Annotated in this window: 22 protein-coding genes; 5 read left to right on the forward strand and 17 right to left on the reverse strand. The window is 30.3% G+C overall.

Annotated elements, in window-relative coordinates; translation table 11 throughout:
* Position 1: 1 nt before the first annotated feature.
* The 4 genes from C0982_RS00835 to C0982_RS10480 all read right to left on the reverse strand — a co-directional run bounded on the left by C0982_RS00835 (position 2) and on the right by C0982_RS10480 (position 3,346).
* Positions 2-898 (reverse strand): RecT family recombinase, encoded by an 897-nt coding sequence (locus C0982_RS00835; RefSeq protein ID WP_101772361.1) that lies wholly within the window; start codon positions 896-898, stop codon positions 2-4.
* The gene (locus C0982_RS00840; protein WP_101772362.1) at positions 891-2,858 is read right to left on the reverse strand and encodes an AAA family ATPase; all 1,968 of its coding nucleotides are present in this window, start codon (positions 2,856-2,858) and stop codon (positions 891-893) included. Before C0982_RS00840 ends, C0982_RS00835 begins: the two co-directional genes overlap by 8 nt.
* A gap of 79 nt (positions 2,859-2,937) precedes the next feature.
* Positions 2,938-3,156, reverse strand: coding sequence for a hypothetical protein (locus C0982_RS00845; protein ID WP_101772363.1), 219 nt, complete (start codon positions 3,154-3,156; stop codon positions 2,938-2,940).
* 13 nt (positions 3,157-3,169) lie between these two features.
* Complete coding sequence (locus C0982_RS10480; RefSeq protein WP_101772364.1) at positions 3,170-3,346, reverse strand: transcriptional regulator; 177 nt, start codon at positions 3,344-3,346, stop codon at positions 3,170-3,172.
* A 93-nt stretch (positions 3,347-3,439) separates the two neighbouring features.
* On the opposite strand from C0982_RS10480, the gene C0982_RS00855 reads away from it, so the two are divergent.
* Positions 3,440-3,814 (forward strand): DUF2513 domain-containing protein, encoded by a 375-nt coding sequence (locus tag C0982_RS00855; protein WP_101772365.1) that lies wholly within the window; start codon positions 3,440-3,442, stop codon positions 3,812-3,814.
* On the opposite strand, the gene C0982_RS00860 is transcribed toward C0982_RS00855, so the two are convergent.
* The gene (locus C0982_RS00860; RefSeq protein ID WP_101772366.1) at positions 3,815-4,027 is read right to left on the reverse strand and encodes a hypothetical protein; all 213 of its coding nucleotides are present in this window, start codon (positions 4,025-4,027) and stop codon (positions 3,815-3,817) included.
* A 142-nt stretch (positions 4,028-4,169) separates the two neighbouring features.
* Between C0982_RS00860 and C0982_RS00865 the strand changes: the two genes are divergently transcribed.
* Entirely contained in the window at positions 4,170-4,580 is a 411-nt protein-coding gene (locus C0982_RS00865) for a hypothetical protein (RefSeq protein WP_101772367.1), read from the forward strand.
* Between the two features lie 131 nt (positions 4,581-4,711).
* Here the strand turns inward: C0982_RS00865 and C0982_RS00870 are convergent, their stop codons facing one another.
* Positions 4,712-4,903 (reverse strand): helix-turn-helix transcriptional regulator, encoded by a 192-nt coding sequence (locus tag C0982_RS00870; protein ID WP_101772368.1) that lies wholly within the window; start codon positions 4,901-4,903, stop codon positions 4,712-4,714.
* A 139-nt stretch (positions 4,904-5,042) separates the two neighbouring features.
* Here C0982_RS00870 and C0982_RS00875 point away from each other — a divergent pair, with 139 nt between their 5' ends.
* From C0982_RS00875 to C0982_RS00885, 3 genes are all read left to right on the forward strand, one after another.
* A complete protein-coding gene (locus C0982_RS00875) occupies positions 5,043-5,717 on the forward strand; it encodes a helix-turn-helix domain-containing protein (RefSeq protein WP_180946833.1) in 675 nt (224 codons plus the stop codon).
* 230 nt (positions 5,718-5,947) lie between these two features.
* Positions 5,948-6,172, forward strand: coding sequence for a hypothetical protein (locus C0982_RS00880; RefSeq protein ID WP_101772370.1), 225 nt, complete (start codon positions 5,948-5,950; stop codon positions 6,170-6,172).
* 132 nt (positions 6,173-6,304) lie between these two features.
* Complete coding sequence (locus C0982_RS00885; RefSeq protein ID WP_101772371.1) at positions 6,305-7,342, forward strand: site-specific integrase; 1,038 nt, start codon at positions 6,305-6,307, stop codon at positions 7,340-7,342.
* 24 nt (positions 7,343-7,366) lie between these two features.
* On the opposite strand, the gene C0982_RS00890 is transcribed toward C0982_RS00885, so the two are convergent.
* The 11 genes from C0982_RS00890 to ligA all read right to left on the reverse strand — a co-directional run bounded on the left by C0982_RS00890 (position 7,367) and on the right by ligA (position 20,922).
* Positions 7,367-7,567 (reverse strand): type II secretion system protein, encoded by a 201-nt coding sequence (locus C0982_RS00890; protein WP_101772372.1) that lies wholly within the window; start codon positions 7,565-7,567, stop codon positions 7,367-7,369.
* Positions 7,568-7,584: 17 nt separating this feature from the next.
* Entirely contained in the window at positions 7,585-8,637 is a 1,053-nt protein-coding gene (locus tag C0982_RS00895) for a type II secretion system F family protein (RefSeq protein ID WP_101772373.1), read from the reverse strand.
* Complete coding sequence (locus C0982_RS00900) at positions 8,603-9,844, reverse strand: GspE/PulE family protein (protein WP_101773180.1); 1,242 nt, start codon at positions 9,842-9,844, stop codon at positions 8,603-8,605. Before C0982_RS00900 ends, C0982_RS00895 begins: the two co-directional genes overlap by 35 nt.
* A gap of 157 nt (positions 9,845-10,001) precedes the next feature.
* Positions 10,002-10,625 (reverse strand): ribosome biogenesis GTP-binding protein YihA/YsxC, encoded by a 624-nt coding sequence (gene yihA, locus C0982_RS00905; RefSeq protein ID WP_242961500.1) that lies wholly within the window; start codon positions 10,623-10,625, stop codon positions 10,002-10,004.
* Between the two features lie 61 nt (positions 10,626-10,686).
* On the reverse strand, positions 10,687-13,002 hold the full coding sequence (gene lon / locus C0982_RS00910; RefSeq protein WP_242961501.1) for an endopeptidase La: 2,316 nt from the start codon (positions 13,000-13,002) through the stop codon (positions 10,687-10,689).
* Positions 13,003-13,394: 392 nt separating this feature from the next.
* A complete protein-coding gene (gene clpX, locus C0982_RS00915) occupies positions 13,395-14,669 on the reverse strand; it encodes an ATP-dependent Clp protease ATP-binding subunit ClpX (RefSeq protein ID WP_101772376.1) in 1,275 nt (424 codons plus the stop codon).
* Positions 14,670-14,699: 30 nt separating this feature from the next.
* Positions 14,700-15,284, reverse strand: coding sequence for an ATP-dependent Clp endopeptidase proteolytic subunit ClpP (clpP, locus tag C0982_RS00920; RefSeq protein WP_101772377.1), 585 nt, complete (start codon positions 15,282-15,284; stop codon positions 14,700-14,702).
* Positions 15,285-15,447: 163 nt separating this feature from the next.
* Positions 15,448-16,731: a trigger factor gene (tig, locus tag C0982_RS00925; protein ID WP_101772378.1), complete on the reverse strand. Its 1,284-nt coding sequence runs from the start codon at positions 16,729-16,731 to the stop codon at positions 15,448-15,450.
* Between the two features lie 231 nt (positions 16,732-16,962).
* The gene (locus C0982_RS00930; protein ID WP_101772379.1) at positions 16,963-17,436 is read right to left on the reverse strand and encodes a metallophosphoesterase family protein; all 474 of its coding nucleotides are present in this window, start codon (positions 17,434-17,436) and stop codon (positions 16,963-16,965) included.
* 15 nt (positions 17,437-17,451) lie between these two features.
* A complete protein-coding gene (gene rph, locus C0982_RS00935; RefSeq protein WP_101772380.1) occupies positions 17,452-18,843 on the reverse strand; it encodes a ribonuclease PH in 1,392 nt (463 codons plus the stop codon).
* An 18-nt stretch (positions 18,844-18,861) separates the two neighbouring features.
* Positions 18,862-20,922 carry an NAD-dependent DNA ligase LigA gene (gene ligA, locus C0982_RS00940; protein ID WP_101773181.1) on the reverse strand — a complete coding sequence of 687 codons (2,061 nt, stop codon included), beginning with the start codon at positions 20,920-20,922 and terminating at the stop codon, positions 18,862-18,864.
* Between the last annotated feature and the right edge of the window lie 208 nt (positions 20,923-21,130).

The raw sequence follows: 21,130 nt of genomic DNA on the forward strand, positions 1-21,130 counted from the left end.
CTTAAAATGGAACAACTATATCATCAGAAGCTGTTATTTCTTCTTGTTCATCTTCTTTGACTTCTACAAAATCATCAATATCAATAACTTCTGAATTTGCATTATTCTCTATCTCTTCTTTCACAGTTATGTCTATTGATTCTTTTTTTACTTCTTCAATTCTTTCTTCATCAGAACTCGCAAAAGAATCTCCTAGCAATACATCACTATCATCACTAGTATTTATAAATAATTTACAAGCTCTGCTTATAACTGTCTTTTTAGCCATTTCATCATTAAAGTTATTATGAGCTTTACTATTACCCTTACTTGCTCCCATAGACCATGCTGCTTTTATTTGTGGCATTGTCATTAGTTCTGTGTGAATGACTCCTTCTTCTCCAATTATTACAGCGAACGCACCTTTCATTTTAGAGGTGTCTACATTCCCAAAATTAGGTTTATATTTAGACACTTTAAGAACTCCACTTTCGTAGTCATAATCAGTTTCAAACTCATCTCCTTCATAAATGCAATACGCTTTAATATCTCTTATATCTTCTTGCCTTTTAGCAATTGCCATTGTTCCCATATAACTCCTCATTAGAGTTAATTTCTTTCCGTAAGCTACAAAGTAGCATTGATTTTTAGATGGTGTTAAACCTTGTATTCCCATATCTAATAACGCCTGATATATTGATTCTTTTGAGCAAGTTTTCAAAACTGAATTGCCATCTTTATCTGTAGTCTGTTCTAGTGTTAGATAGGCTGATTTCATGGCATTTGATATTGAGTAATTTTGAGGTAAATGCAATACCCCATCACTTACATATTTATTAATTGCATTTAGTGCTTTATCCGTTATATTTTTCTCCGCCACCACTTCTTTATTTTCTGTTTTTTGAACTTGATTAGTCATTGAATTTCCCTCCTGATATTTGTAATTCGTCTATATTATCAACCATTAAATTAATCACTTGCGTATCTACTTCTTCAAGCAGTATTACTGATTCTCTATTGTCTATAAATATTGGCATTTTAACCTCGTAAAAGTCGCCTATAGTCTTTATGATACTTAGTCCTGCATTTATCTTGGACGCTGTATTTGCATTGTTAAACGGAACTCCATCAATCAATGCTTCGCAAGTTTCATTAATTCCACCGTTTACTTGCTGTTCAAATAACTTAAATTTAACTCCATTAAATTTCTTATTGATATTTTGCTCTAAAAGTTCTACCTTTGTTATTATAAACTTTTCGCAAAGCATTATTCTTTTTTCAATGGCCGCTATTTTTGATGCTATTTGTTTTTCTTCTAGTTCTAAATCTGTTACTCTAGCCACAGTTTTTTCATTTACCTTATTCATTCCTAGATCTTCAGTAAACTTTTTAATATCGACTTTTAGTTCTTTTATCTTAACTTCTATTTCTGACTTATCTTCTGTATTTTCATCATTTTGAAGTTCTTTTATCTTTTCTTCAATTTCATGTATTCGTTCTTTTATAACTCGTTGTTCTTGCTTCATTTCATCAGTATAATAATCTTTAGATTGTATATTTTTTAGTTCTTCTTCTAGTTTTTGAACTTTTAAATAAGCGTCATTTACAGTTTTAAATTTCTCTGTTTTTTCTTTTTTCAATTTATCTATTTCTAGATTTTTACTTTCTAGGTCGTTATTGCACTGACTTCCTTCGTTTTTTATAAACTCAAGTTCATCAGCCTTGTTTTGATTAAAATTACTTTCCAGTTCTTTTCTTTTGCTTTCGATATCTTCTGTGTCAAATTCTCTCTTACAAGTAGGACAACAAGTTGTTACCTCGTCTCTGTCAAACTTGCTATTAAATAACTCTAGCCATCTATTGCCAAGTAAATCTTTTTTATTTGAAATATGTTCTATCTCTTTTTGTAAAAACTTGATCTTATGGTCTAAATCATTCATCTGCATTCTGTTTTCAGATTCAATATTTTTCCAATCACGTATTTTTAATTTGATTGCACTTTCATCTTCTGATTTCTTTTCGTTAGCTTTTATATCTATGTTTTTGAGCTTTTCTTTTAGATGATATGCGCTTTCTTTAAGCTCAAATATCTCACCTGAATTACTTTTAAATCCTTTTAAGCTCTCTTCTAGCTTAGTTATTTCATCTTCTTTATTTTTTATTTCTTCGTTAATTGACTTTTCGTCAATCTCAACAATGCTTTTTTGTAGTTCGTCAATTTTTACTGGGATATCAGCTTTTTCTTTTACTAACTTTTTTGAACTTGCCTTAGCTGATTTTAGTAAATCGTCTATACTTTTATCTTGCAAATCTTCTTTTAATTCTTCTAACTCGCTACGGTTTTCAATAACTTCTTCATCTGTTATATCGCCTGATATTTTTAGGATCAACTCTCTAGCATCTTGCCATTTAAGATTATTACTAAAAAATAATGGATTAGTTAAAAGTTTAAACAGATCTTCATCTGTAAATTTTTCTTCGATTATTTTTTTATAATCGTTCTTTTTAACAGGTACTCCGTCAACTTCGTATATAGTTTCATTCCCTGTAAAAGTTTCTTCTGTGTCTCCTCGTCTTTTAGTCCACTTCTCTTTATATTGCTTTTTAAGTACCAATTTCTTTCCGTCAATCTCAAAGACTCCTTCAACTTCAACGTCTACTCTAATAGGCTTATTATTTTTATCTAATGGTTTAATCTCAAATTTAGTCTGATTATTACTATTTTTGTCAAACAAAAGCCATGTGAATGAATCAAATATTGTTGTTTTACCTGATGCGTTAGGACCACTTATATATACAGTGTTTTCAAGGTCTATATCCAATTTCTTAACTCCTTGAAAATTATTTAATATTAGTTTTTTTAATTTAATTGTTTTCAATTTGCCCCTCCAATGTTATAATATCCGTAATAATGTTTTGATTAGTCGACGTGCCAGTCGGCTTTTTTTCTGCCTAAAATCATGCATTCCCTCCTGCTGTCATCACTTTCTTAATTCTAACCTTGCTCCTATCAAAATAATGTGTTTCATATCCTAAAACATCTGACTTCCCATCATTATTAATAAAAATCAAATCATCAGGTAGATCACCATTGTTGTTAAGCTCAACATCTTTAATTCTGATTCCATCTTCTAACATATAACTATCTGATAAATTTCTAAGTTCATTTATGTTCATTTTGCCTTCCTCCTTATTGATCCAATCCCATGCGTTCATTAAAATATTTTCTTGGAACTTTACCTCTAGTTGTTATAAATCCCTTTTTTTTCAATTCTTCGTTCATTTTTTTTATTAGTTGGTAACACCACGCTTCTTTCCTGCCTGTTATTTCCATTATTTCATGTACATTTAAATAATAATTATTCATGTTTTCACCTCCTTAATATATTTCTTTCTCCTTATGCTATAATCTAATTACAGGCTTTGCAGAGCCAAGTATTTAGAAAGGAGATTAATTATTATGAAACTAAATCCTGATTGTATTAGAGATATCCTTATCTTTGCTGAAAACATTGAGTATAACAAAGAATGCACTATAAATGCTATGCATAGCAGTCTTTCTAACTATTCCGAAGAAGAACTGGATTATACTTGCATAAAACTTGAAGAAGCTGGCTATTTAGAAGCAAGTTTTGTATCAATGCCACGACATGTTAGTAAAGTTACAGCTCGCATTCAAGGTTTAACTTGGGAAGGGCACAAATTTTTATCAGATATTAGAATCAATAAAGTGTGGAGCAAGCTGAAAGACACTTTGCTTGAAAAAGGACTTTCAGGTTCTATGACAGCTATAGCATCATTAGCTCCAAAAATAGTAGAAAATTTCATTAAGTAATTATTTAATCTTTATCTTCAAAAAGTCTTCAATATTCTTTTTCATTCCTACATTGAGGGCTTTTTGTATTTCATCTTTTAATTCTTTATCGCTCCACTCTCCATATTTCATTTGCATGTTATACATTAGTCCTATAGACATTGAATAATATGTAAACCAAAACCATAATGATATAACATTTATAATTAGAGATATTGTTAAAGCGTATATCATATTCTCACCTCCCTTATCTTCCTAACCACAAACGTACTAAAATAGTTGTTACAGAAGCAGTAATAATTGAAACTGTTCCGCTTATTATTTCTATTTTCATGATATAATTTATTCATTAATATAATTTAAAGGAGATTTTAATATGTCTATAGAAAAACCACCAAAAAATCCATTTACTCAACCTTCTGTTTTCCCTAACATTACAGATAACTCTATGGGAGATATACTTAATAATAATAAGATATTGGGTTTAGCTATTGGAAATAATCAGCAAATCCAAGAAGATAAAGAAAAATCAAAGGCTTTTTCTAAATCTCTTCAAGAATCAATTACAAGGCAAGCTTCAATTCCTACTCTACTAGAAATTCAAATTGACAAACATGATGAAGAAATTGAATGCCATAAAGAAAAAATATCTTTAATGAAAAAACAAATTGAGGATGCTAATGCTGATGCCAAATCGGCAAAAAAAGCAACATTTTTTTCAAATACTATAGCTGTAATTTCTCTTATAATTGCCATCGCTTCATTTGTTTACTCAATAATTAAATAGATTTTACTATTCTTATAATTAAAGCCAGTATTGATATAACTAGTGCTGATATAGATATTATTAATGCTGGCGTAGGTTTAATTGGTTCTTTCATATTCTCGCCCCCTTTCTTTAGTTTTCATTTCGTGTACTTATTTTGTAAAAAAAAGCTCTTCTACTCCTACCCCATAATATTTGGCTAACCTAATTTTTATCTCATCACGAGGAACTCTTTCATCTCTTTCATACATTGATAATGCTGATTTTGTTACTCCAATATCATCTGCTACTTCAGCTTGCGTTTTATCGCCTCTTAGCTTTATTAATTTATAACCTATATCCATTTATTCCTCCCTCCTTTTGTTTTCATTGTGTGTACTTTCATTGTATTATATTATTTTTATCTTGTCAACACTTTGTGAATATTTTTATTGATAAAAGTAAACATATCGTGTATAATTGCATTATAGGATGGTGATTTCAATGTTTGGAACAATACTGAAAAATTTAAGAATAGATCATGAATTAACACAAAAAGAGTTTGCTGATATTTTAAAAATAACTAAGAGTGCTGTATCTAACTACGAGGCAGGCAGAAGAAAACCTGATTATGAAATGTTAGAACAGATAGCAGACTTTTTCAATGTAGATATAGCATATCTAATGGGAAAACAAAAAAAGAAACATATTGAGATATACGACAATATGCAAACTATCAAAAGTTCACCCTGTTGCACATATGACCAACTACCACTTTCAGTGGCAGCAGGTTCTCCTTGGGATTACGAATCTGGAGACAAATTTGATAAGATAGAAATACCTGATGTATTACTTGGTAAATATGCAGGAAAAAAGACAATTGGGGTTGCTAAGGTCAATGGCGAAAGTATGAATAAAGATATTCCTAATGGCTCGTGGATTATTATTGATAGAGCTAAGAATGAATTAAACATGCTAAAGAATAGAGATATAGTGTTAGTTAGAGATTCAGCTGGTTATACAGTTAAAAGGATTATAATAAGCCATAACGAGGTTATATTAAAGCCTAATTCAACATTTGATGAGTTTAGAGATATAGTTGTCAATGAAACAAATAAACATGACTATAGGCTTGTTGGCAAGGTAGTGAAGGCACTTATAGATTTTGATGAACAATAGGAGGATACTATGAATAAAGAGAATTTTAGCCTTAATAAAATAGTAAGTAGTAAAGCTTTTTTGATCAGCTCACTTATTTTAAATATGATATTAGCAATTATTTTTATTAAATTGCTTTTTAATTAATTAATTTTATTATTGAAAAGGAGAATTTAAAAATGGACGTAAAAGAATTTACTGGATACATGCAGTTAAACATGAAAAACTATGAGCTTTTTAGATAAAAAGCAATGGAGTTTCAAATAGAAGCTAACAATAAAAGAAAAAAGAAATGGAATGAATACAGGCTTGAAAAAGAAGTAAAGGATATGTGGAATAAAATGATGGAAAGTGCATACAATCAAGTATTGGCTGGTGCAGGAAACAAAAAAACTATTCAATCATATATTGAAAATAATAACGTTGTTGAATTTTTTGATGAAGCAATGAGAGATCTTAACTTCGGAGAAGAATAAAACATGCTAATTTTTACAAAAAAAAGAAGTAGCTACCAGTTTGGCGACCGTACTACTTCTTCCACAATAAATAACACAGATATCTGTGTCTATTCACTATACCTATTTTAACATAAATAAGGAGGTTTAACAATGCCACAATATAAAGATGAACTACGTAACACTTGGTATTCTTCATTTTATTGTAATGGAAAGAAGCATACTAAACGTGGGTTTAAAACAAAAAAAGAAGCAAAAGAATATGAAATACAATTTAAAGCAAAAAAGGAAGGATCTTCTGATATTATTTTTTCTATACTTTGGGATGAATATATTAAATCGTGTGAAGGAGTTTTTAAAACTAGCACTCTGATAGCTAAGCAAAATTATTATAAATCGCATATCGATAAAAAATTAGGAAACATGAAGGTTATAGATATTACTAATTTGACAATTAAAAACTTCATTGATGATATGTTGGAGGATGGAAGAAGTAAAAAAACATGTAATAGAGTTATACAGCAGATAAATGCATGTATAGCATGGGGAAAAAAATACTATAATATAAAAGAAGTAGATAAGTTTGATACTTTTAAGGTAACTGTAAAGGAAAGAAATATTTGGACTATAGATCAGTTTAATACTTTTCTATCAAGAGTGGATAACTTTGAATACTATGTTGCATTTTCTATGTTATTTTATCTTGGTATACGTGTTGGAGAATTATTAGCAATAAAAGTAAGTGATATTGATGGAAATGTAATCTCAATAACTAAAACTTATTCATATATCCACAGGCTTACTCACACACCTAAGACCAATTCAAGTATTAGAACTGTAGTTATGCCTGAATTTTTATCAGAAATGATACAAAATTTGATTTCTCTAAAATATAAGGTAGAAAGTGATGATAAATTATTGAGCTTTGATAATCCATCTAACTTTAGATATTATTTGAGTAAATATAGCTATGGACTTCCTGAAATCACTGCTCATGATTTAAGACATTCTCACGCAACTATGCTTATTAATAATGGTGCAGACGTTATAAGCGTTAGTAAAAGACTTGGACATAGTAATCCTAGTATCACGCTTAAAACATATTCACATTCTTATAAAGGATATGACAATGTAGTAGCTGATCTACTAGATGATTTAAAAGAAAATAATGATGAAAAATATAAAAAATAGATTATTTTTAGTATCATGTTAGTATCAAAGATTTTTTTTAAATCTTATAATTATTGATATAACTGAATTATATCTATAATTCACTAACATCATTTCAATTAATGTAAAACCTCTTCTCTTTTTTAATTTAAGAGTAGTGTTTTTTTGTTTTTCTACCTCTTCGTTACCACAAGATTCGATATTTTTATTTACTCTTGTATCTTTATTAAGTCTTCTTATTTTCATTTTAGTTCCTCCATAAATTAAGAAATTCTTGATATTACGTCAAACATAGGAGATAGAATAAGTATCATCATAGATCCTATTATTATCCCCATAACTACTATTAGTAATGGTTCTATCAATTTCATCATTTTGTCTAATTCACTATCAAGTTCTTTTTCATAATAACTACTTATATTTTCTAAACTCGTATCAAATGTGCCCGACTCTTCTCCTGAAAGAAGCATAGAAGTAAATATTTCTGGAAATAGTTTAGTCATTTTTAGGGATTTTGTGACACTATTTCCTCTTTTTATATATTCTCTTGCAATTTTCATCCTTGAATCAACATAAGTATTATCAAGTATTTTTGTTGATATATCTATAGACTCACCTATATTGATTCCACTACCAGATAAGATGCTCATTGACCTAGAAAATTTATCCGCAATTATAATATAATTCAGTTTTTTTATCTTTGGTATGTCGAACTTAATTCTATCAAACCACCGCTTTATTTTATAATTTTCTTTAATCCATTTGATTAAAATACAAACTATGGCTATAAACGATAGTAATATAGGTATAAAATTTTTCCTCATAAATTTTGATAAAAAAAATATTATTCTTGTAGACCGCGGGAGTATAATATCATCCATCTGAAACAGTCCTTCAAAATTTGGAACAACAAACAACAGCATAAAATTAAATACCACCACTGATGCTATGATTAATATAACAGGATATATTGATGCACTTATTAATTTAGATTTCACACTTGCCTCTCTATCATAATACTTAGATAGCTTTTCAAAAATATATTCAATTTTTCCACTCATTTCTCCAACTCTGACCATGCTAAGAAAAAAGTTAGAGAATCTATTTGTCATATAAAATGATTCTGCGAGTGTTTTTCCTGATTCTAAATATCTTTTTACGAGACTAAGTGTTCTTGATGTATTAGGTGATGAAGTTTTTATTAGTGTCTGAAATATAAGAATAATATCACATCCAGACTTTGTCATATTAGAAATTTGACTGCATATTATTTTGAGTTCTTTATCCGTTATTTTTTTCTTCAATAGACTCTTCATAAGTTATCATTCCGCTTTTAAGTGCTATTTTTTTCATACTTTCTATACTTCCATTATTTTTTATGCAGTCTCTAATTTCATCGTTCATGCTAAGTATTTCATAAATCAAAGTCCTTTCTTCTTCTGAGTCACCCTTTACTATCATTTTCTTTTTAACTAATCGCTGTGATATTACTCCTAGTAATGCTGCGTTTATTAGATACGAGTCTATCCCAATATCTAGCAATCTTACAATTGATGATAATGCATCGTTTGTATGCAATGTTGTTATCACCAGATGACCTGTTATCGCCGCTCTGAATGCAATCTGCGCAGTTTCGCTATCTCTTATTTCTCCTAACACGATACAATCAGGATCTTGTCTAAGTATAGCTCTTAGTCCATTATCAAACTTAAGTCCAGATTTGTAGTTTACTTGAATCTGATTTATTCCTTCCATTTTATACTCTACAGGATCTTCTATAGTAGTTATATTAATGTCCTTACTTTTTAACTCTTGAATCAATGAGTATACTGTAGACGATTTTCCACTACCTGTCGTCCCCGAAATTATAATAATCCCATTTTTATTTTCAATAATTTTATCTATCGTATTTATTGCTTTATCAGAGAAACCCAAAGTCTTCCTGCTTCTTATAAAATTACTTCTATTTAGAAGTCTCATTACAATTTTTTCTCCGTATACAGTAGGAATTGTACTTAATCTTATATCCAATAAATATTTATTTTTTTTATATGTAAATCTACCATCTTGAGGGATTCTTTTTTCAGTAATATCACATCCTGAATTCAATTTTATTACGGTGTTTAATTCTGAATACTCGGTTATTGAAAATCTATCGATAGCAACTAAATCTCCATTAATTCTAAATCTTACTCTAAGTTCTGATGAAAATGGTTCTAAATGTATATCACTTGCGTTAAAATCAGCTGCTTTTTCAATCAACTCATCCATTGTTTCGCTCACTTCTTTTTTACTATTATTTAAGTTACTTTTATAGCCTTCTTTAATATTTCTTCTAATTTCTGAACCTGACTTTTTTTCTATTATCACCTCTCTATTTGACATTGCCTTTAGAGTATTGACAACATCTATGTTAAATTTTTCCATCTGCACTACTAGTTCTGTCTCACTAATATTTACTGGATAGACACAATACTTATTAGCAAACTTTTCCGATACTAATGATGATAGTATTTTTTCCATTTTGCACCTCACTTTGCTTTTAAAGTTATAGTCATTTTTAAAATATTTTAACCCTGATAAGCTATCATATTTTCCTAACAAAAAAAAGACTTCTAAAAGTCGTTTAACTTAACTTTTAGAAGTCTTAAATCTCATTGATTTATTTCAATTTAATTTTTTATTCAGTCGTCTTTTCATAGTTGATCTCATATCCATGCTCTTCATAGCTTTCAACTATACTATCCCATAGTTGAGAAAAACCTATTTTCTTTGAAGCTGATGTCAGTATTACTTTATCATTACTATCCATCTGCAATTTTTTTCTAATTATACTTACATGCTTTTGGTATTGTCCTCTTGAAATTTTGTCTGCTTTTGTTGCAACTACTATACAGTCATATCCAAAGAACTTAATCCATTCATACATTAGCTTATCATCTTCAGTTGGCTCATGTCTCACATCTACTAGCAAAAGAATAGAACAAAGTTCTTCTCTTGACTCTAGATATTGCTGCATTATGCCTCCCCATTTTTCTTTTTCAGTTTTAGAAACTTTTGCATATCCATATCCAGGTAAATCTACAAAGTAGAACTCATTATTTATTAAATAAAAGTTTATTGTTCTCGTTTTTCCTGGAGTAGATGATGTTCTAGCAAAGTTTCTTTTATTTAACAAACCATTAATTAATGATGATTTTCCTACATTAGATCTTCCAGCAAGAGCTATCTCTGGAACACCTTCACTTGGATACTGTTTTTTTGAAACAGCGCTCATAGTAATCTCTGCATTTCTGATCTTCATTTTTTCTTCTAAGTTTGCATTGTTAGTATTCTTTTTTTTATTTTCCGACATAAAATACACCCTACTTCTTTTCCATCAAAGCTACATCAAGTACTTGACTCATATGTTCAACTAAGACAAATTCAATATCTTTTCTTACGTTTTCAGGAATTTTTTCTAAATCCGCTTCGCAATCTTTTGGTAATATGATTTTTCTAACACCCATTCTGTACGCAGCTAGAACTTTTTCTCTTACTCCACCTACAGCTAAGACTCTACCTCTAAGTGTAATTTCTCCAGTCATCGCTATATTTCCTGGAACAGGTCTTCCTGTCAGTGCAGAAATTGTTGCTAGAGTCATTGTAATACCAGCAGAAGGTCCATCTTTAGGAGTCGCTCCCTCTGGAATATGTATATGTATATCTTTTTCTTTATAGAAATCTGGCTGGATTCCTAGTTCATCTGAGATAGATCTAATATATGAAATTCCAGCTCTAGCTGATTCCTTCATTACATCTCCCATCATTCCTGTCAGTACAATATTTCCCTTACCTGGCAACACGCTTACTTCTACTTCTAGTGTAACTCCACCTACAGCAGTCCATGCAAGACCATTTACTACTCCTACTTGTGGTTTTAAATCTAGTGGATCTTCTTTAAATTTTTCAGGTCCTAAATATTTTACCACCAATTCTTTAGTCATTGTAATTGGTTTTAAATCTGGATTTTCAGCCATTTCTTTTACTACTTTTCTACACAATTTAGCAATTGTTCTCTCTAGTTGTCTAACACCAGACTCTCTAGTATATCTGCTTATTATAAATTTAATTACATCATCGTCTAATGTGATAAAATCTTTTGCTAATCCATTTTCCTTAGACTGTTTTTTCAAAATATATCTTTTAACTATTTCTAGTTTTTCTTCTTCTATGTATCCTTCTATTTCAATTACTTCCATTCTGTCATACAGTGGTCCTGGAATTTGTCTCAAATCATTGGCTGTAGTTATGAACATAACCTTTGATAAGTCAAAAGGAAGTTCTAAGTAATGGTCAACAAAGTACTTGTTCTGTTCTGGATCCAAAACTTCAAGCATTGCTGATGTTGGATCTCCCTTGAAGTCACTTGACATTTTATCGATTTCATCTAATAGTATTACTGGGTTTTTAGCCTTAGCTTCTTTTACAGAGTTTAGTATTCTACCCGGTATTGCTCCTATATACGTTCTTCTATGACCTCTTATTTCTGCTTCATCTCTTACACCACCTAGAGAAATTCTTACAAAGTGTCTTCCTATAGATCTTGCAACTGATTTTGCAATAGAAGTTTTCCCTACACCTGGAGGTCCAACTAAACAAATTATTGGAGATTTAAGATTCTTAGATAATTTTCTTACTGCTAAATATTCAAGAATTCTTTCTTTAACGTCTTCCAATCCATAATGATCTTCATTTAGTATTTTTTCTGATCTTTTAATATCAAATCTATTTCTAGATTCCTTATTCCAAGGAAGTGAGAATATTACATCTAAATAGTTTTTTGAAACATTGTAATCTGGTGAACCTAAAGGAGTTCTTTCAAATTTTTCTATTTCTTTCTCTATCTTTTCATACGTTTCCTTAGGCAATTTCAATTCATTTAGTTTTGTCATATATTCACTAGCTTCACCTTCTTCTCCGATGTCGCCGAGTTCTTTCTGAATTGCTTTTAATTGCTCTCTAAGGTAGTAATCCTTTTGAACTTTATTCATTTGTCTTCTTACATCTTGATTTATCTTCTTGTCGATTTTAATTACTTCCAACTCTTCTAATAAGTGAGTGTAAAGCATTTTCATTCTTTCTTCAACGTCAAGTGTTACTAATATTTTCTGTCTATCTGCAAATTTTAGGAAAAGACTTGAAGCAATTATATCAACCAACATTGAATATCCTTCTGCATCACTCAAATCCATCGATGCATCTGAAGGCATATCAGCTGCTATGCTTAGATAATCTTCAAATCCACTTACTAGTCTTCTTGAATATGCTTCAAGTACATTTTTTTCTTCTGCTTCAAAATTCTCTTCATTAAATTCTATAGGCGTTATTTCACCAATCCATGCATCATTTTCATCTATTCTCATAGACTCTAACCTTGCTCTGCTTATTCCTTCCACCAATACTCTTATTGATGAATCTGATGTTCTAATTACTTGTTTAATGCTACATATAGTACCTATAGAATAGATTTCTTCTACAGAGGGATTTTCTACACCTGAATTAAACTGACTAACTAAAAATATCTTTTCATCGTTAATCATTGATAATTCAAAGCTCTCTATAGAGTTTATTCTGCCTATATCAAATGTTTGTAGTATACATGGGGCTATAGAAATTCCTCTAAGAGGTATCATTGGCATTTCTAATTTTTCGCCATATGTAATTACGTCATTATTTGTATTCTCTATTTTCTCATTGTTATCTGTATTGTTATTCATTTTTATCTCCTTTCGCTACGCTATAATAAAAATTGAATGCTTTTTGTGTTCATTTTTAATAAACTCAATTTATTTCTATGTACATTATATTATATATTTGTATATACCTATTTTCAACTCATTTATAACAAAAAATTGTTTCTTATTTGTATTTTTTGTAAAAAATACTTCATTAATATATATTTCGTGCAAAAAGTGTCATATTATTTTTAGTTTATAATTATTTATTAATAATCATTTTCTAAAAATTTTATATAAAAACTCCTAGCTTCTATCTAATATATATTAGATAGATTACTAGGAGTTTCACTCATTTATTCAGCGTTTCCTATTATAGGATCATCATTGACAATTTCTCTATTGTCTCTGTAGACTATAAGAGGTTTACTATCATCATTTTCTATACTTTCTTTTGTAACTACAACTTTTTCGATATTTTCTGAAGATGGAACTTCATACATTGTATCCATTAATGAATGTTCTATTATACTTCTCAGCCCTCTTGCTCCAGTGTTTCTTTCTATAGCTTTTTTAGCAATAGCTAGAAGAGCATCGTGTTCAAATTCTAACTTAGTATCATCATATTCAAATAATCTTGAATACTGCTTCACTAGTGAATTTTTTGGTTCTGTAAGTATCTTTACTAAAGATTCTTCATCTAATAAATCTAGAGTCGCTAATACAGGTATTCTACCTACAAATTCTGGTATTAAACCAAATTTTAATAAGTCTTCAGGTATAACTTGTGAGTACAATTTACCTAAATCTATATCAGACTTACTTTCAATCTTAGCACCGAATCCCAATACCTTTTCTTTACTTCTCTTCTGTACAATCTTTTCTATTCCATCAAAAGCTCCACCTAAGATAAATAGTATATTAGTTGTGTCCACTTTTAGGAATTCTTGATGAGGATGCTTTCTTCCACCTGATGGAGGAACATTAGCAACAGTACCTTCTAATATTTTTAGAAGTGCCTGTTGAACTCCTTCACCACTTACGTCTCTAGTTATTGAAGGGTTATCTGATTTTCTAGAAATCTTATCTATCTCATCAATATAGATTATACCTCTTTGAGCCTTTTCTATATCAAAATCAGCTGCTTGAACTAATTTCAATACAATATTTTCAACGTCTTCTCCAACGTATCCCGCTTCTGTAAGAGAGGTTGCATCAGCAATTGCAAAAGGTACATTTAGTATCTTTGCCAAAGTCTGAGCTAATAATGTCTTTCCAGATCCAGTAGGTCCTAGTAATAATATATTACTCTTTTGAATCTGTACATCATCAGATTCTTTTGCTCCACTATATATTCTCTTATAGTGGTTATATACTGCAACAGAAAGTGCTTTCTTCGCTTTATCTTGTCCAATTACATAATCGTCCAAAATATCCATTATTTCTTTTGGCTTTGGAAGTTCTCCCTCAACCAAATCTATATCATCTTCTATTTCTTCTTTAATTATTTCACTACAAAGCTCAACACATTCATCACAAATGTATACACTTGGCCCTGCAATTATTCTCTTCACTTGATCTTGACTCTTTCCACAAAAAGAGCATTTATATTGTTTACTGTTTTCTTGCATAGGTATATTATCACCTCTTTCCTAAAAAAGTTATCTCCTATCAGCAATTACTTCGTCTATTAAGCCAAATTCCTTTGCCTCATCAGAAGTCATGAAATTATCACGTTCTGTCTTCTCTTTCATTACATCAAGAGATTGTCCAGTCCTTTCTGATAAAATCTTATTCAATTTTTCTTTTGTGTCCAAAAGAAATTTAGTATGGATCTCTACATCTGTAGCTTGACCTTTAGATCCTCCAAGTGGCTGATGAATCATTATAGTACTGTTTGGAAGAGCAAATCTCTTTCCTTTAGTTCCTGCAGATAGCAAGAACGCACCCATAGATGCAGCCATTCCTATACATATCGTGCTCACATCTGGTTTGATATATTGCATTGTATCATATATAGCCATACCAGCTGTAACGCTTCCGCCAGGTGAATTTATATAAAGATGTATATCTTTATCTGGATCATCAGCTTCAAGAAATAACATCTGAGCTACTATCAAACTAGCTGTAGTATCATTTACCTCATCACCTAAAAAAATTATTCTATCCTTTAGAAGTCTTGAGTAAATATCATAGGATCTTTCTCCTCTACCGTCTTGTTCTACTACGTAAGGTACTAACGCCATTTTAACCCTCCATTTACTTTATTTTTGTAAAAGCTAATTTTAGATAAAGACCACATACAATGTGGTCTTTATAAAAAATTATACTTCTATTTTACATTGTATACCTAAATTTAACCTGTATTAAACAAATTTATTTTTATTTGCAAATACTTATCATCTATTTCTACTTTAGAACTGCTTTTTCTAATAATAGATCTACTGTCTTATCCGCCTTAATTCTTGAAGACATTCCTTCTAATTCAGCTTCTCCAATAGATGCTTTTATCTTTTCTACTTCCATATTGTACATTTTTGCGAAGTTTTCTAAATCTGCTTCTAGTTCAGCTTCACTTACTTCTACATTTTCTAATTCAGCAATTTTTTCTACAATTAAAGTATTTTTAACTAGTTTTTCAGCTTCTTCTTTTCTTGAATTTCTAATTTCTTCTATACTCTGTCCTGATAGTTCAGCAAACTTTTCAAGATTCCATCCCTGATAGCTTAACTGCATTTCAATTTCCTGTATTTGTCTGTCAAGTTGAGCTTCTATCATTGATTCTGGTATATCTATTTCAACGCTTTCAGCAATTTTTTCAATTACGCTGTTTTTCATTTCATTCTTAGCTTCTTCTTCTGCTCTGTTAACTAAGTTAGTCTTTATATCATTCTTTAATTCTTCTAATGAATCAAATTCTGTAGTATCTTTTGCAAAATCATCATTTAATTCTGGAAGTTCCTTAACTTTTACTTCGTTAAGTTTAACTTTGAATACAACTGGCTTTCCAGCAAGTTCTTCAGTTGGATAATCTTCTGGGAAAGTTACATTTACATCAAATTCTTCTCCAGCTGTTTTTCCGATTACTTGTTCTTCAAATCCTGGTATAAAAGTTCCAGAACCTACTTCTAATGAGTATCCTTCAGAAGTTCCTCCGTCAAATGCAACTCCATCTAATAGACCTTCAAAGTCTATCACTGCTATGTTTCCACTTTCAACAGGAGTATCTACTGTTACCATTCTAGATTGTTTTTCAACAAGTGCTTTTAATTCATTTTCTACTTCTTCATCACTTATTTCTTTTTCAATCTTTTCTATTTCAACACCATTGTAGTTCTCAACTGTAAATTCTGGCTTTACATCTACTTCAGCTATTAATACTATTGATCCATCTTCCTTTATGTCTTTGATGTCTAAACTTGGTTGGCTTACTACATCTATTGACAATTCTTCTACTGCTGCTGGATATACTTCTGGTAATACTATATCTAAAGCATCATTAAAGAATATGCCTTTTCCATAATTTAATTCAATGATTTTTTTAGGAGCTTTCCCTTTTCTAAATCCTGGTATATTGTATTTAGACTTAGTTTTGTTATATGCCTTGTCTATAGCCTTTTCAAATTCTGCTGCATCTACTATTATTTCAAATGTTACAGAATTTCCTTCTCTCTTAATCAACTCTGGTTTCATAAAAATGTTCCTCCCCAATTTATATTCTATAATTTCCATTATTATTTTATGTTAATATTTTAAAGCACAATTTAACCATTTAATTATACTATAATAACTATTAAATTACAACGGTTTATTAATATTCATATATAGTATTTTCAATACTTATAAAATATCTACTAATGTTTTGTACTTTTTACTTTTAAAAGTTGTCTTAATTGTATTTTAAGAATATAAAATTTATTAATTCTATAAAAATCTAAACTCATATTCGTAGATTCCATTTTCTAACTTCATTATAACATAGCTTTTTTCAATTCCATCTCTTGGAATTCTTAAACTACCTGGATTGATTAATTGAATCCCATTCATAATACTTTTTTCTTTTTCGTGAGTATGACCAAATATTACAATATCTACGTCTCTTCTAGATCCCTCCTGTGCTATCTTTTCAAGTCCGTATTTTACTCCATATTTATGTCCATGAGTTAGAAAAAATTTTATGCCTTCAAGTTCAAATTCTATATTTTCTTCTGAGTTTTCAAAATCACAATTTCCAACTACTGCCAATACTGGAACATCTGTCATATTTTTTAAATACACAGAGTCCCTAAAATTATCCCCAGCGTGTATTATTAAGTCAATATCGCTTTTTATCATTGGCACCAAATTATCCATATTTTTTTTAGAACCGTGAGTATCCGATAATATAATTATTTTCATATTTACCTCTTAGCTTTATATTGTTCTAGAATCCATTGTCTTTTTCAACTTTATTTTCATATCTTCAAGTGCTCTACCTCTATGACTTAAGCTATTTTTTATATCTGATGATAATTCCCCAAATGTCTTATTGTAGCCTTCAGGGATAAACATACAATCATATCCAAATCCGTTTTCACCCTTTTCTTCAAGGTCAATTTTTCCTTCTACAACGCCTCTAGATAATATTTCTTCTCCATCTGGAAATACTACTGCTATCACACAAACAAATCTAGCTTTTCTATTTTCTAGTTCTATGCCTTCTAATTCTTCAAACATTTTTTCTCTATTTTGAGCATCTGTAGCATTTTCTCCTGCATATCTAGCTGAGTAAACTCCCGGCCTTTTATCAAGTGCATCTACTTCAATTCCACTATCATCTCCTATTGCTATTTTACCTGTTTTTTTAGCTATAGTTCTGGCTTTTATTAATGCGTTGTGTTCGAAAGTTCTTCCATTTTCTATAATTTCTATGCTCTCTAAGCCTACATCTTTTAATGAATCAATCTTAAAATCTATATCAGAAAGCATCTCTTTTATTTCTTCTAATTTATGCTTGTTTCCTGTCGCCAAAATAGCTTCTTTTTCGTATTCTTTTCCAATAATAGAATTTGAAGCTTCACCTAGAGCCTCTCTTTGCAGTCTCATCAACTCTCTATTACCTTTTTCTGCATATTTTAATATTTTTTCAAGTTCTTCCTTTTTAAAAGGTCTTTGTTCTCCAGTTGCCTGTATCTCTATAAATTCACCTCTATTTGTCATTACTACATTAGCGTCTGATTCCGCTTTCGAATCTTCTTCATAACACATATCTAGTACTACTTCTCCATCAACTATCCCTACACTTATTGCGGATAAAAATGAATCTATAGGCATCTTTTTTATTATTTTTTTCTTATACAATTTATATAAAGCATCTACGAGTGCCACAAAAGCACCTGTTATCGATGCGGTTCTTGTTCCACCATCTGCCTGAATTACATCACAATCTATCCATATAGTTCTCTCACCAAGTAAATCCATATTTACAGTTGACCTTATTGATCTACCTATTAATCTCTGTATCTCTTGACTTCTTCCGTCCACTTTACCTTTAGTAGAGTCTCTTTTCTTTCTTTTTTCAGTAGCACTTGGAAGCATTGAATATTCCGCTGTTATCCATCCACTGCCACTTCCTTTCAAGAATGCTGGTACTCCTTCTTCTACAGATGCTGTACAAATAACTTTTGTATTTCCAATCTCTATAAGTACTGAGCCATCTGCATATTTTGTATAGTTCCTTGAAATTTTAGTTTGTCTTATTTCATCCATACCTCTTTCATCAATTCTTACAAATTTGCTTTTTTCAATATTATTTTCTTTTTTCATAGACTCACCCTCTAAATTCTATAATTTTTCTAAAACTTCTTCTTCTGTTCTATATTTTAAAAATTCCATAAAAGATTCTTCATCAATCACTTTTACCCCTAGGTTCAATGCTTTTTCAAGCTTTGATCCTGCTTCTTTTCCGGCTAAAACAAATGTCGTAGCCTTGCTAACACTAGAAACAACCTTCGCTCCACATTCCTCTAGCAACTCTTTTGCTTCATTTCTTTTTAGTGTAGGAAGAGTTCCCGTAAGCACCACCTTCATGCCTTCAAATAACATAGGTTTATCACTAAATTCTTTTTGTTTTGACTCAAAATTCACTCCTGCGCGCCTTAATTCTTCAATCATTTCAATATTTTTTTCTTCCTTGAAAAATTTAACTACACTATCAGACATGATTTCGCCAAATTCATCTATCCTTATCAAGTCTTCTACGCTTGCAGATATTATTTCGTCTAAATTATTAAAGTTTTCATCTAATAATTTGGCACCTTTAACTCCTACGAATTTTATTCCCAATCCATTTATAAGTCTCCACAAATCATTAGTTTTAGATTTTTCAATTGAGTTCATCAAATTTGATACAGATTTTTCTCCCATTCTATCAAGTACAATTAACTCATCAGCATTCATATAGTACAAGTCTGATATTCTGTCAATTATTCCATTGTCAAGTAAAGATGTTATTATAGATTCTCCCATACCATCGATATCCATCGCATCTCTAGATACAAAATGTATTATTCCTCTTCTAATTTGGGCAGGGCAAGATATATTTATGCACTTAACAGCAGACTCACCTTCCAATCTTACTGTTTCTTCTCCACATTCTGGACAATTGCTAGGCATTTCAAATATTTTTTCAACCCCTGTTCTATTTTCAATAGATACTTCTACTACTTGTGGTATTATTTCACCTGCTTTTTGTACAACTACCGTATCTCCAATTCGAATATCTTTTTCTTTTATATAGTCTTCATTATGAAGAGTCGCTCTGCTCACAGTGGTACCAGCTAAAGATACCGGCTCCAATATAGCAGTCGGTGTAATTGTTCCAGTTCTACCAACTTCTACCTCTATATCAATAAGTTTAGTTTTCTTTCTCTCTGCAGGAAATTTATAAGCTGTTGCCCAACGAGGGCTTTTTGCAGTATATCCTAATTCGTCTCTTTGAGAGAATGAATTTATTTTGATTACCATTCCATCTATATCAAAGTCTAGGTTTCCCCTATTTTCTGTCCAGTAATTTATAGTTTCAATAACACGATCTATAGTATCACACACTTCGTATTTTTCATTTATTTTTATGCCTAGATTTTTCATGTATTCAAAGGCTTCGCTATGCAGTTTAAGCCCTAAATCCTCTGCATTTTCAAGATTGAAAACAAACATATCTAAGTGTCTCTTTGCTGCCAATTTTGAATCCAACTGTCTAAGAGACCCTGCTGCAAGGTTTCTAGGATTTGCATATATTGCAAGATCATGTTCTTCTTGATATGAGTTTACCTTTTCAAAATCTGCCTTTGATATAAATACTTCTCCCCTTACTATTATTTCTCTTTTGTCATTTATCTTTATAGGGAGAGTCTTTATCGTTTTTATATTTTCTGTTACATTTTCTCCTACATAACCGTCGCCTCTTGTGGCACCGACATCTAAATATCCATCTTCATATGTCACCCCAACAGACAATCCATCTATTTTGAATTCAACTACATACTCTACTTTGCCTGAGATAATCGACCTAATTCTTCTATCAAATTCTCTAATGTCTCCCTCAGAAAATACATTTGATAAACTCATCATAGGTTTTTTATGAACATACTGTGTGAATTTATCCAGAGCTACACCTCCAACTCTTTGTGTTGGTGAATCTACCTTCTTAAATTCAGGAAAAATCCCTTCCAAATATATCAATTCATTTAATAGCCTGTCATATTCTAAATCACTAATCTGAGGCGCATCATCTCTATAATATTTTTCATTATGAAAATTTATTTCACTTGTAAGTTCATCGATAATTTTTTTTGCTTTTTCTGTTGTTAATTCTTCATTTTCATATTTTTTTTCTATTTCCATTGATAAATTTCCATCCATTTGATCACCTCAATCAATTTTTTTATTCTATGTTTAATTTTACCACATTTACCTCTTCATTCATATTTTCCATTTGCTTTTTACTCATATTTTACATTTTCTTTTTATTCATTATATTCATCAGTTGTATTTTAATCTCTAAATAAAAATAATGGGGATAATTTTCCCCATTATTTAGTCTTTTTATATA

The organism is Peptostreptococcus faecalis, from assembly GCF_900240845.1.
In the GTDB taxonomy this organism is placed as follows: domain Bacteria; phylum Bacillota; class Clostridia; order Peptostreptococcales; family Peptostreptococcaceae; genus Peptostreptococcus; species Peptostreptococcus faecalis.

Bases quoted from the DNA above. Each gene is read 5' to 3' on its own strand.
- C0982_RS00835 (WP_101772361.1), bottom strand. From the start codon at position 898: ATGACTAATCAAGTTCAAAAAACAGAAAATAAAGAAGTGGTGGCGGAG.
- C0982_RS00845 (WP_101772363.1), bottom strand. From the start codon at position 3,156: ATGAACATAAATGAACTTAGAAATTTATCAGATAGTTATATGTTAGAA.
- C0982_RS10480 (WP_101772364.1), bottom strand. From the start codon at position 3,346: ATGAATAATTATTATTTAAATGTACATGAAATAATGGAAATAACAGGC.
- C0982_RS00855 (WP_101772365.1), top strand. From the start codon at position 3,440: ATGAAACTAAATCCTGATTGTATTAGAGATATCCTTATCTTTGCTGAA.
- C0982_RS00860 (WP_101772366.1), bottom strand. From the start codon at position 4,027: ATGATATACGCTTTAACAATATCTCTAATTATAAATGTTATATCATTA.
- C0982_RS00865 (WP_101772367.1), top strand. From the start codon at position 4,170: ATGTCTATAGAAAAACCACCAAAAAATCCATTTACTCAACCTTCTGTT.
- C0982_RS00870 (WP_101772368.1), bottom strand. From the start codon at position 4,903: ATGGATATAGGTTATAAATTAATAAAGCTAAGAGGCGATAAAACGCAA.
- C0982_RS00875 (WP_180946833.1), top strand. From the start codon at position 5,043: ATGTTTGGAACAATACTGAAAAATTTAAGAATAGATCATGAATTAACA.
- C0982_RS00880 (WP_101772370.1), top strand. From the start codon at position 5,948: ATGGAGTTTCAAATAGAAGCTAACAATAAAAGAAAAAAGAAATGGAAT.
- C0982_RS00885 (WP_101772371.1), top strand. From the start codon at position 6,305: ATGCCACAATATAAAGATGAACTACGTAACACTTGGTATTCTTCATTT.
- C0982_RS00890 (WP_101772372.1), bottom strand. From the start codon at position 7,567: ATGAAAATAAGAAGACTTAATAAAGATACAAGAGTAAATAAAAATATC.
- C0982_RS00895 (WP_101772373.1), bottom strand. From the start codon at position 8,637: ATGAAGAGTCTATTGAAGAAAAAAATAACGGATAAAGAACTCAAAATA.
- C0982_RS00900 (WP_101773180.1), bottom strand. From the start codon at position 9,844: ATGGAAAAAATACTATCATCATTAGTATCGGAAAAGTTTGCTAATAAG.
- yihA (WP_242961500.1), bottom strand. From the start codon at position 10,625: ATGAAGATCAGAAATGCAGAGATTACTATGAGCGCTGTTTCAAAAAAA.
- lon (WP_242961501.1), bottom strand. From the start codon at position 13,002: ATGCCAATGATACCTCTTAGAGGAATTTCTATAGCCCCATGTATACTA.
- clpX (WP_101772376.1), bottom strand. From the start codon at position 14,669: ATGCAAGAAAACAGTAAACAATATAAATGCTCTTTTTGTGGAAAGAGT.
- clpP (WP_101772377.1), bottom strand. From the start codon at position 15,284: ATGGCGTTAGTACCTTACGTAGTAGAACAAGACGGTAGAGGAGAAAGA.
- tig (WP_101772378.1), bottom strand. From the start codon at position 16,731: ATGAAACCAGAGTTGATTAAGAGAGAAGGAAATTCTGTAACATTTGAA.
- C0982_RS00930 (WP_101772379.1), bottom strand. From the start codon at position 17,436: ATGAAAATAATTATATTATCGGATACTCACGGTTCTAAAAAAAATATG.
- rph (WP_101772380.1), bottom strand. From the start codon at position 18,843: ATGAAAAAAGAAAATAATATTGAAAAAAGCAAATTTGTAAGAATTGAT.
- ligA (WP_101773181.1), bottom strand. From the start codon at position 20,922: ATGGAAATAGAAAAAAAATATGAAAATGAAGAATTAACAACAGAAAAA.